General features: G+C 42.6%; 10 protein-coding genes and 1 other annotated feature (1 of these 11 running past the window's edge). Of the genes, 7 read left to right on the top strand and 3 right to left on the bottom strand.

What is annotated here, in order from left to right; genetic code table 11:
- The first annotated feature begins 243 nt into the window (after positions 1–243).
- From ED605_RS06675 to ED605_RS06660, 4 genes are all read left to right on the top strand, one after another.
- Complete coding sequence (locus ED605_RS06675; protein ID WP_121978117.1) at positions 244–1014, top strand: acetoin reductase; 771 nt, start codon at positions 244–246, stop codon at positions 1012–1014.
- 112 nt (positions 1015–1126) lie between these two features.
- Positions 1127–2221: a methionine ABC transporter ATP-binding protein gene (locus tag ED605_RS06670; protein WP_121978116.1), complete on the top strand. Its 1095-nt coding sequence runs from the start codon at positions 1127–1129 to the stop codon at positions 2219–2221.
- Positions 2199–2873 (top strand): methionine ABC transporter permease, encoded by a 675-nt coding sequence (locus ED605_RS06665; RefSeq protein WP_121978115.1) that lies wholly within the window; start codon positions 2199–2201, stop codon positions 2871–2873. The genes ED605_RS06670 and ED605_RS06665 overlap by 23 nt, the downstream gene beginning before the upstream one ends.
- A gap of 37 nt (positions 2874–2910) precedes the next feature.
- Positions 2911–3771 carry a MetQ/NlpA family ABC transporter substrate-binding protein gene (locus ED605_RS06660; protein ID WP_121978114.1) on the top strand — a complete coding sequence of 287 codons (861 nt, stop codon included), beginning with the start codon at positions 2911–2913 and terminating at the stop codon, positions 3769–3771.
- Positions 3772–3851: 80 nt separating this feature from the next.
- On the opposite strand, the gene ED605_RS06655 is transcribed toward ED605_RS06660, so the two are convergent.
- On the bottom strand, positions 3852–4439 hold the full coding sequence (locus ED605_RS06655) for a replication protein B (protein ID WP_121978113.1): 588 nt from the start codon (positions 4437–4439) through the stop codon (positions 3852–3854).
- 463 nt (positions 4440–4902) lie between these two features.
- Here ED605_RS06655 and ED605_RS06650 point away from each other — a divergent pair, with 463 nt between their 5' ends.
- Entirely contained in the window at positions 4903–6366 is a 1464-nt protein-coding gene (locus tag ED605_RS06650) for an APC family permease (RefSeq protein ID WP_121978112.1), read from the top strand.
- 144 nt (positions 6367–6510) lie between these two features.
- Entirely contained in the window at positions 6511–7863 is a 1353-nt protein-coding gene (locus ED605_RS06645; protein WP_121978111.1) for an aspartate aminotransferase family protein, read from the top strand.
- 101 nt (positions 7864–7964) lie between these two features.
- Here ED605_RS06645 and ED605_RS06640 read toward each other — a convergent pair whose 3' ends face one another.
- Positions 7965–9167 carry a Bcr/CflA family efflux MFS transporter gene (locus tag ED605_RS06640; RefSeq protein ID WP_121978110.1) on the bottom strand — a complete coding sequence of 401 codons (1203 nt, stop codon included), beginning with the start codon at positions 9165–9167 and terminating at the stop codon, positions 7965–7967.
- 155 nt (positions 9168–9322) lie between these two features.
- On the opposite strand from ED605_RS06640, the gene ED605_RS06635 reads away from it, so the two are divergent.
- Positions 9323–9805: a nucleoside 2-deoxyribosyltransferase gene (locus tag ED605_RS06635; protein ID WP_121978109.1), complete on the top strand. Its 483-nt coding sequence runs from the start codon at positions 9323–9325 to the stop codon at positions 9803–9805.
- Positions 9806–9969: 164 nt separating this feature from the next.
- Here the strand turns inward: ED605_RS06635 and brnQ are convergent, their stop codons facing one another.
- Positions 9970–11358 carry a branched-chain amino acid transport system II carrier protein gene (gene brnQ, locus ED605_RS06630; protein ID WP_121978108.1) on the bottom strand — a complete coding sequence of 463 codons (1389 nt, stop codon included), beginning with the start codon at positions 11356–11358 and terminating at the stop codon, positions 9970–9972.
- Positions 11359–11439: 81 nt separating this feature from the next.
- Positions 11440–11457 (bottom strand) — a binding site (T-box leader); it runs 239 nt beyond the window's last position.

The raw sequence follows: 11457 nt of genomic DNA, 5'->3' as shown, positions 1-11457 counted from the left end.
CGGTTGATGAGAGCCGATCCTTGTGCGGAAATGAAAATGGCCGATGATTGGTTAGTGTGATCGCTTAGGCAAAAGCACTAAACGGGCTGGTCTTCGTTACTAGACACACCATTTCTTACGATGGTTGGCGAGACTTTTTTAGGTAACTGATTAAGTGAACTCAGAATGGTACAGCGAATGAACGCTTCTGTAAGTTAATTACAGGAGCGTTTTTTAGTACCAAAATTTAAAGGAGTGATTAAATTGTCAAAGTTAGCAATTGTAACAGGTGCAGGTCAGGGAATCGGTGAAGGGATTGCCAAGCGTTTAGCCAAAGAAGGTTACGCCATTGCGGTCGCTGATATCAATCAACGAACTGCTAAAAAAGTCGCTAAACAACTTAAAGATTCGGGATACAAAGCTAAGGCCTACTACGTCGACGTTGCCCATCGCGAAGAGGTTTTTGATCTGGTTAAGACAGCGGTTAATGATTTGGGTGAGCTAGCCGTCTTTGTGAACAATGCGGGTGTGGCCTTTATTGATTCCTTTGTCGATTCAAAGCCTGCCGATGTGGAGCGACTTTTCGATGTTAATTTGAAGGGAACTTATTGGGGCATTCAGGCAGCTGCCAAACAATTTATCAAACAGGGCAAAGGTGGCCGAATTGTGAACGCTGCTTCGCTTGCCGGCGTTGAAGCGTCAGCACTTCAAAGTGCCTATTCTGCTTCAAAATTTGGCATTCGTGGGTTAACTCAGGCAGCTTCAAAAGAACTGGCCAAATATCAAATTACCGTAAATGCCTATAATCCAGGCATCGTCCGAACACCATTGCGCGATGGTATTGATAAACGAACTGCCGAAATTAAAAATATTTCTGTTAAGGAACAGCAGGCAAACTGCCTAACCGAAATTTCTTTGGGAAGAGAAGCCACCCCTGAAGATGTTGCGGACGCTGTGGCTTGGTTTGTGTCACCAGATGCAAAGTACATTACTGGTCAATCCGTCCAAGTCGATGGCGGCATGCGTTATCAATAACAGCATCCCCCTCCCAGATGGATAAGACGTCAACTTGGCTTGGGAAGCTTGATCATGTACTTTTTCAATCAATCATGTATGTAAAACGATTCTAACAAGGGAAGTGAGTGTCATGGCAGAAACCGCACGGCCAATTATTAAGCTTCAAGATGTTAGCGTCACCTTTCAATCAACTGATCACCCGTTGCGAGCTGTCGACCACGTTAATCTGACCATTAATCAAGGTGACATTTATGGCATTATCGGCTATTCCGGGGCGGGCAAAAGCACCCTGGTTCGGACAATTAACTTGTTACAACTACCCACTAGTGGTGCTGTAACGGTAAGCGGCCAAGAACTTCAAAAATTATCCGCCCCGTTGTTACGAAAGGCCCGAAAGAAAATCGGCATGATTTTCCAACACTTTAACCTGTTGAATTCCAGAACCGTGTTGAATAACGTGGAATATCCCTTACTCAGCCAACCAATTAGTAAACCTCAACGACATGCCAAGGCTAAAAAGCTGCTCGAGTTGGTCGGTCTTCGGGAATTTGAAAAATCCTACCCCGATCAATTGTCCGGCGGTCAAAAGCAACGGGTCGCGATTGCCCGAGCTCTGGCTAACGACCCTGACGTTTTAATCAGTGATGAAGCTACCAGTGCGTTAGATCCTAAAACAACGACTGATATTTTAAAGTTATTAAAACATCTAAACGCTACCCTTGGTCTGACAATTGTCCTCATCACTCACGAAATGCAAGTTATCAAGGCAATTTGTCGTCACGTTGCCGTCATGGATCAAGGCAAAATTATCGAACGTGGTGACGTTGCCGAAGTCTTCTCAAATCCGCAACAGGCACTCACACAAGACTTCGTTGATTCAGCCGCCAATGTCATGGAAGCCTTGGACCAGATTAAAGCTGATCAAAGTCTGCAGCATCTTTCCCAAAATGAACGGTTACTCTTTTTGAAATTTCGTGGCCAGGCAACCAAGCAGTCGTTAATTTCTGATTTAACCGAGCTTTATCATCTAAAGGCTAATATTCTGTTCGGTAACATTGAACGAATCGGCACAACGTCAATCGGGTATCTGATTATTATCCTATCCGGTGAAACCAAGCAATTAGCCGATGGGATTAACTTTCTCAATAGAAACGGCGTTCAGGTTCACTTGGTAGCAACTGGAAATGGGGAGGCGATTGATCATGATCAAGCAACTGTTTCCTAATCTGGTTCATATTTGGCCGCAATTTTTGCAATCAATTGGCGAAACTCTCTACATGACAATCTGGTCATCGATTATTGCCGGCATTTTAGGCTTGGCTGTGGGGGTGATCCTGGTTATCACTCAAAGCGGTGGTATCGCCGAGGATCCATACGTTTACAGTCTGACCGATAAAGTCGTCAACTTCTTAAGATCGATTCCCTTTATTATCTTATTAGCAGTCATGTTTCCAATCACCGAGTTTATTGTTGGCACCACCGTTGGGACTACTGCTTCACTGGTCCCACTGGTTGTTGGCATTTTCCCATTTTATGCAAGACAGGTTCAAAATGCGCTTTTGGAGATCGATCCTCAAGTAATCGAAGCCGCTCGATCAATGGGATCCAGCACTTTTGAAATTATTTTTAGAATCTATTTGCGCGAAGGACTACCAGATCTGATTCGAGCGTCAGTTGTAACAATTATTAGTCTGATTGGCTTAACCACTATGGCAGGAGCAATTGGTTCAGGTGGTTTGGGTGATATCGCAATCAGTATCGGTTATGCGCGGTTTGAAAACGACGTGACCATTGCTGCAATGCTGGTCATTTTAATCTTGGTTTTTCTAGTTCAAATCATCGGTGATTGGCTAGCTAAAAAAACCGTGCATATGTAGCCTCTTCAAAAAATATTGATATTTAGGAGAAATACGTATGAAAAAAGGAAAAGGCATTCTCATTACCATTGTTAGCCTTCTCATAATTATTGGCCTGATTTTTGGAATTCATACATTGACTAATCATTCCGCAAAATCCGCCAATTCAACCATTACGGTCGGCTCTCAAGGGTCTGATTATGATATTTGGAATCACATTGCCAAAAGCCCACAGGCCAAAAAATTGGGGCTTAAAATCAAAACCAAACAAATTACGGATGGCGTTCAATTGAATAATGCGACAGCTCAGGGAAGCGTTGATGTAAATGCTTTTCAGTCTTACGCCTACTTGAAGGCCTACAACCAGGAACACAAAAAGAATCAATTAGCCGCTTTGGGCACCACTTATCTGGAACCACTTGGGATCTATTCAGATAAGTACAAACACATCAATCAAATTCCAAATGGCGCAACGGTCGCAATCGCTAATAACCCGGCCAACACTGCTCGGGGACTGTTGTTACTCCAGAGTGCCGGCTTAATCAAGCTTAAAAAACATTTTGGGACATTGGGTAATACAACCGATATCGCTTCAAACCCCAAACACCTTAAATTTAAGGAAATTGATGATACCACTGGCCCAAGAGTCCTTCATACGGTAGACGTTGTTTTAATTTCAAACACGGTGGCTTTAGAGGGCCACTTAAATGTGCTAAAAGATTCGATCTTCCACGAAAAAATCGATCTCAGTACTAGAAGCAACATTAACGTTCTCGCAACAGCTAAAAAGAACCGGCATCATAAAACTTACCAGAAATTGGTTAAACTTTATCATGAACCAGCTATTCAAAAATATATTAAGGATCAATACGATGGTACCAAGGTGGAAGTCAACAAACCGCTTTCCTATCTTAAATAGTCTTAAAAACCGCAACCGGGAATTAAAGCTCGGTTGCGGTTTTTAGTTAAAATAATTGCTAACGAAGTCTTGGAAAGCCTTTAACGGCCAAATTGCCACCAGTGCTTTTTCTTTTTAGGTGCAGCTTGATAGCCACTACCATCGCTTGAAAGAATCTGGTCTGGCCGATAATTATCAGAAACTTTGGTCCCTTGAGTGGAACCTTCGGATTGAGTTTGGTTATCACTTGATTGATCCGTTACGTTTTCTTCGATTGCTTTAGTTTCCGATGAATTACCCATCTTATTTTGGAGCTGTTTTAACTTATTTTGAACATCCAGCTGTAAACGCTGCGATTGATCTAAAAGTTGATGTAACTCGCGAATTTGTTTATCCTTTTCTTCAATCTGTTTACGCTGATCTTCGAGCGTTTCAGCTAATAACGCCGTCGTGTCCTTACCGTTACTAGAATCTGCCGAAGCAGTTGCTTTATTTTCAGTCGAGTTCTCAGTACTGGATTCCGAATTCTTGAATTGTTCTTTCAAGACATCGACACCCTTATCTTTAATCAGGATTTTATTTCCCTGTTTAATCGTATATGTACTTCGAAACTCGTCATCCATATGTTTCCGAATTGCAGTTTTGGAAACTGCTAACTCATCTGCGAGTTCTTTGATAGTCAACGACATAACATCGCCCCCCGATTCCCTAATTTTTAAATCAATGGTCTTTCAAAATGACACACCTATCATTATAGTGATTTCGTCAGCATTGAGCAAATAAAAATCGCAAACAGAATTCGACAATCACTTTTCGACGCCGTAACTTCTGATCCGGCTCACTAATTCATTAAAAATATTGAACCAGAACCGCAAACGTACTTGGTGAGATTATACCAAATTTTATTGCAAAATTAAATTAAGATTAGAGTAATAATTGACAATCTCATTGATTTTGCGGTAAACTACTCGCAACGTCTGACGTTAATTAACACTATTTTCTGTGAAATTGATATAATTCTACATAAAGATTCTTTAAATTTATTTCAAATGATTCTTTAATTCGCAAACAGAATTTGTTATTCTTAGAAAATCGAAATCAGTGTTAATCGTTAGAATGAACATGCTTAGAAAATATTAGGAGTGAATGTCAATGAGCAGTGTTTTTGCAAAAATGTTCCGTAAAGAGGATCCCCTGGTTTATCAGGATAAAGATTCCCATCTTATTCGAAGCCTGACAACCAAAGACTTTTTAGCGCTTGGTGTTGGGACGATTGTTTCCACCTCAATTTTCACGCTTCCCGGCGTAGTTGCCGCCCAGCATGCCGGTCCGGCAGTTGCCTTATCGTTTCTGTGTGCTGCAATTGTTGCCGGTATGGTGGCTTTTGCTTACGCTGAAATGGCGGCTGCAATGCCCTTTGCCGGTTCAGCCTATTCTTGGATTAACGTGGTTTTCGGTGAATTCTGGGGCTGGATTGCCGGCTGGGCACTACTGGCAGAATACTTTATTGCCGTTGCGTTTGTTGCATCTGGGCTATCTGCGAACTTTCAAGGATTGATTTCACCGCTTGGCTTCAAACTACCAGCAGTTCTGTCAACCGCTTCAACCGGTTCAAATGGCGGCTTGATGGATTTGTTCGCAATTATCGTTATTTTATTGGTTACCACTTTGCTATCACGAGGCGCATCGCAAACTGCGCGAGTTGAAAACACATTGGTTATTTTAAAAGTCATTGCCATTTTAGTATTTATTTTTGTTGGTGCCACGGCAATCAAAGCCCACAACTACACCCCTTTTATTCCAAAGTATCACGTAAATGCTGACGGTTCAGCCTTTGGTGGCTGGCAGGGAATTTACGCTGGGGTTTCCGAAATCTTTCTGGCTTACATCGGGTTTGATTCAATTGCCGCAAACTCGGCTGAAGCTAAAAATCCACAAAAAACGATGCCCCGCGGGATTCTGGGTTCCTTATTAATTGCCGTTTTGCTATTCGTTGCCGTTGCGTTGGTGTTGGTTGGGATGTTTAGTTACGCTGATTACGCAAACAACGCGGAACCGGTTGGCTGGGCACTTCGCCAAAGCGGCCACGAAATCATCGCAACCGTTGTCCAAGCCGTTGCGGTTGTCGGTATGTTTACTGCCCTGATTGGGATGATGCTTGCTGGTTCGCGTCTTCTCTATTCATTTGGTCGTGATGGCTTGCTGCCAAAAGCGCTTGGTAAATTGAGCAATAATTTGCCAAATCGGGCATTGCTTGTGTTGACCATTATTGGAATTGCGCTGGGTGCGTTCTTCCCATTTACATTTTTAGCACAACTTATTTCTGCCGGAACATTGATTGCCTTTATGTTCGTTTCAATTGGCATCTATGCTCTTCGTCCACGTGAGGGCAAGGACATCCCTGAACCAAGTTTCAAAATGCCACTTTACCCAGTATTGCCGGCACTCGGCTTTTTAGGTGCCTTGGCAATCTTCTGGGGCTTGGATATTCAAGCCAAAACTTATGCACTGGGTTGGTTTATTTTTGGAATGCTGATTTACTTTGGTTACGGGATGAGACACTCAACTGCCACCGTTGATAAAGAAAAAGAAGCTGCTAAGAAACAGGCCGACTAAAAATTAATAGATGACTGACGATTCATTTTAAATCGTTGGATTAAATAGTCATTAAAACATTGGTTATCTCGCGTTTCTGACACATTGTGTTTGAATGGCTCAGGATGCCAATGTTTTTGTACATAAACAAGGGGGATAATTCTCATGAGTAATCTGGAAAAAGCGTCACGATTGGTTAATGAAGAAAATAATTATTACGCGCGTTCCTCAAGAATTAATTATTATGATCTGGTAATTGACCATGCGCACGACGCAACCTTGGTCGATGTTGACGGTAACCACTATATTGACTTATTGGCCAGTGCTTCGGCCATTAACGTCGGCCATACCAACGCCCGAGTGGTCAAGGCGATTAGTGACCAAGCCCAAAAGCTGATTCATTACACGCCAGCGTACTTTCATCACGTGCCGGGAATTGAACTGGCAAAAAGACTAGCTGAAATCGCACCGGGAAATTCACCCAAGATGGTTAGTTTTGGTAACTCAGGTTCTGATGCCAACGATGCAATTATTAAATTCTCACGGGCCTATACAGGGCGACAATACATTGTTTCTTACATGGGTTCTTATCATGGCTCCACTTACGGCTCACAAACGCTTTCCGGTACCAGCTTAAATATGACCCGCAAAATCGGGCCAATGCTTCCAAGCGTGGTCCATGTGCCCTATCCGGATCTTTACCGTCGCTATTCGGGCGAAAGTGAACACGATGTTGCCATGCGGTATTTCGACGCATTTAAAGCCCCATTTGAATCGTTTCTCCCCGCTGACGAAACGGCTTGTGTTTTGATCGAACCAATTCAGGGTGACGGCGGCATTGTGAAGGCACCCGAAGAATACATGCAGCTGGTTTATAAATTTTGTCATGATAATGGCATCCTATTTGCCGTTGATGAAGTTAATCAGGGATTAGGTCGGACCGGTAAAATGTGGGGGATTCAACAGTATCAAAATATTGAACCGGATTTAATGTCCGTTGGCAAATCTTTGGCTTCCGGCATGCCGTTAAGTGCGGTCATCGGCAAGAAAGAGGTTATGCAGAGCTTGGATGCCCCAGCCCACCTTTTTACCACCTCAGGGAATCCGGTATGTTCTGCCGCTTCGTTAGCCACGTTAGATGTCATCAGGGATGATCACTTGGCTGAAAAGTCTGCAAAGGATGGCGCCTATGCCAAACAGCGTTTTCTTGACATGCAAAAGAAACATCCCTTAATTGGTGATGTTCGGATGTGGGGCCTAAATGGTGGTATCGAACTCGTTAAGGACCGGGACACCAAAGAACCGGCTAACGACGCTGCCACTAAAGTGATTTACTATGCGTTTGATCACGGCGTTGTGATTATTACTCTCGCCGGTAATATCTTAAGGTTCCAGCCGCCGTTGGTAATTCCCCGAAAGCAACTTGACCAGGCCCTTCAAGTATTGGATGACGCCTTTACGGCAGTTGAAAATGGCAGTGTTTCATTGCCAAAAGATACCGGTAAAATCGGTTGGTAATTTTATAGCAGCAATTGGATAAAATCAAAAGTCGGTTCCTGACTTACCATTTACGTGGCAGGTTGGAACCGGCTTTTTAAATTTAAAATCCCTGTGCTAATTTAAAGTCTAATTCGATCTCTAAGACCTCTCAGCGTTGCGTATAAGCCGACGACACACAAGACGTTAATAACGACGTCAATCAATGCGATGATCAACACCGGCCAGTGATTGGCTAACGAGACAACCACCATGCCAATGCTGCCCATAATTGTTCCGCCAGCACTATATAATGACGAAGCCGACCCATTGTCATTTTCCTGCTGTTTTAAAATCAAATAAGTTGCCGGCGGCCGACTTGCTGAACTAGCTAAGGTTGCTGGCAATTCGGTTATAGCAAATAAATAGGGGTTGTTTAATCCAAATCCCAAAATTAATACCCCACCAATAATCCCGAGGAAAAAGCAGGCATAGAGAATGACCATTCGATCAATGTATTTCGATAATCGAATGTATAGCAACGGACCAACCAGCATCCCAATCGCATTAAAAGCAAAAAAGTAACTAAACGCCTGACTACTTAACCCAAAGCGGACCTGAAAGATGTAGGAGGATGAGGAAATAAAACTTAATGAAATAATCGAAACGGCCGAAAAATTAACCAGCATCGCGGAAAAAGCTGGATTCTTCATCAAAACACCCAATCGACTCAGTGAATGCAACACGCTAACCTGTTCCTTGGACGTATCATGAGTTTCCTGAAAGATAAAGGCCCCGAAAACAACTACCAATCCCAAAAGTGCTTGAGTAAAGAAGATGCCCCGCCAAGAAATAAATGTCAGCAAAAGTGAGCCAATCACCGGTGCTAAGGCTGGTGAGATAACCACCATGGACTGAACGATAGCCAAAGTGGTTTCCTGTTTGCGCCCCGTATAAACATCCTTGATAATGGCCGTGGCAATGGTTGTCGCCACCCCACCGCCAATTGCCTGCAATACCCGAAACAGGATGATTTCTACGGCAGAGGTTGAAATCCCACACAAAACACCAGCCAGCGCGTAAATCGCCAGTCCAATCAGTAAAATCGGCCGTCGACCATACCGATCACTTAAAGGTCCCCAAACTAACGTGGCAATGCTATAAAAAATAAAGAATAATATCAAAGTTAAATTCATGATAATCTCAGAAACGTTGAAAAATGTTGTCATTGTCGGCAGTGCTGGTAAATATAAATCGGTTGATAACGGTACAAAAGCACTTAATAACGCCAAAAATATGATGAAACCAACGTTTCCCATTCGTGGTTGAACCCGGTTGGTGGCCATTTGATCCCCTCCCATCATAATTGCTTGATAGTTATTACTCATTGTACAACGGAATGTGATCCTGAGGGTTCATTAGTGACTTGGTTCCTTTTCGATTGAGATTTCGTGTACAATATGGTTAACTAACTGTTTTTCAAGGAAAGGATGACTCATTTATGGCAACCCATCAAAACTCAGTCTATTTAGCTTCGCCGTTTTTCAGCGACGGTCAAAAAAAGCGAATTGAAACAGTGGTCGCACTGCTTAAACAAAATCCAACTATCGATTCAGATCGAATCTTCATCCCTCAGGATCATCAATTTGAACAGGAGCCGTTTGGCAGTTTCAAGTGGCAAGACGCTGTCTTTGCTTCTGACATGCGTCAAGTTCGTAAAGCCGACGTGGTAGTGGCAATTCTTGATTACCAACTTGAAGAGGGCTTGACAGAACCGGATTCTGGGACAATCTTTGAAATTGGCGCCGCCTACCAAGCGAATGTACCGGTGATTATGGTTCAATTTGGCACCAACAGTCAGCTCAACCTCATGCTGGCCAGAAGTTACACCGCCTTTTTTAATGGTCAAAATGATGTCTCACACATTAAAGAATACGATTTTAATAATTTGGAAACCCGGTATACTGATAAAAAAGTGCTTTAAAGTCAGTGAACCATTTCCACCTTTAGCTTACCAACTAAAAAATTCGACCGACTTATTAAATAGCATCGTCAAGTCGGTCGAATTTTGTCTATGGTTATGGTTATATGTGTTGTGCCCCAATTAGCACTGACAAATGTTCTATGTTATCAATGAGTTCAAATGAATTAATCATTGTGAATCGTATCTTCGGAACTTGGAATCGGTTCTTTAGCGAACTTAGAAATTGCCCAACTTCCCAAGAGGCCAATCAACATAAATGGCAGAAAGTCTAGTCCAACACTATAAAGTGGGATAGTTGCCCCCGCCCATGAATTAATTGCTGAGAAGAGTGGCATTTTAGCAAATACCGGTGGCAGATTATGAATCAGATCAAGAATCGCCGGGATCATAGTTAATGAAATGGTACTTCGATAAATCAACTTCCGTCGGCCAATCAACGGATTCATAATGCCCAAGATAATCAAAGCAATGGCTAACGGATAAAGGAAACTCAAAATCGGTGATGAATAAAGAATAATCTGGTCCAAACCAAAGTTAGCGATCGAGAAAGAAACAATTGTCGCAAAAATCAGAAACTTATGGTAACCGATTCGTGGGAACCGCCGCCCCCAATCCTGGGACAACGATGTGATCAAACCAATGGAGGTCGTTAGGCAGGCAATCAGCGTCAAAGCTGCCAAAATTGAAGCACCAGCCATGCCGGTATAGTGCTGCATAATCGTGGTAAAGGCGGTTCCACCGTCGGCACTTAGCTTAGTATAGGACAAACTGGAAGCACCAAGCGCGATTAAAAAGACATAGATTAATGCTTCAAAGCCCATTGTTAGCGCGCCAATTTTAGCAACCGATTTTGAGCGATCATCATTATTATTTTGGCCAAACAATTTTAAGGCTGTCACAATTGTAACCCCAAATCCAAGGCCTGCCAGAGCATCCATGGTATTGTAACCTTGAAGAAACCCATTAATTAAAGAGCCAGTCCCCTTACCAGATGTTGGTAAAAGTGGCATACTGTGCATTTCGTTGCCCTTGATGAAAAAGGCAACGAAGAATAGGAATGCCAATAGCAACACTAAAATTGGATTCAAAATTTTACCAACGTTTCTAGTAATCTTATTTTGATTATAGGCAAGTAATAAAGTTGCCCCGAAAAACAAGATTGAGAAGATCAATAAACTCATTTGGGTCCAAGCTTTTGGAATAAACGGTTGAATTCCCATTGAAAATGTAACAGTCGCTGTCCGTGGCGAGGCAATTAACAACCCCAGTGAAGAATGCGTTAAAATTAAAAACGCCAGTGCAAAAATTCTTCCGGCAGGCAATGCCAGATCATACATACTGTTACTTTCAGTCATACTAATCGACAAAATTGAAAGTAATGGCAGACAAATTGCGGAAACTAAAAACCCAATTGCGGCCGGTAACCAGTTGGCACCTGCCATTTGCCCCAAATGAATTGGGAAAATCAAGTTTCCGGCACCAAAGAACATCCCGAATAGTAGCGAGGCGGTAATAATATATTGCTTACGCGTTAAACGAATTCTCTTATCCATATTACAATTCCCTCCTAAAAGATCATTAATTAACCGAATTTTAACCTGACAACAAAAAACGCCCTTGACTGTTTTTTAACAGTCAAGGACGTTTTCAAC

Source organism: Lentilactobacillus raoultii, from assembly GCF_900411375.1.
In the GTDB taxonomy this organism is placed as follows: Bacteria; Bacillota; Bacilli; order Lactobacillales; family Lactobacillaceae; genus Lentilactobacillus; species Lentilactobacillus raoultii.
The sequence above is the reverse complement of the archived record's forward strand: the minus strand, read 5'-3'. Positions and strand labels throughout refer to the sequence as shown.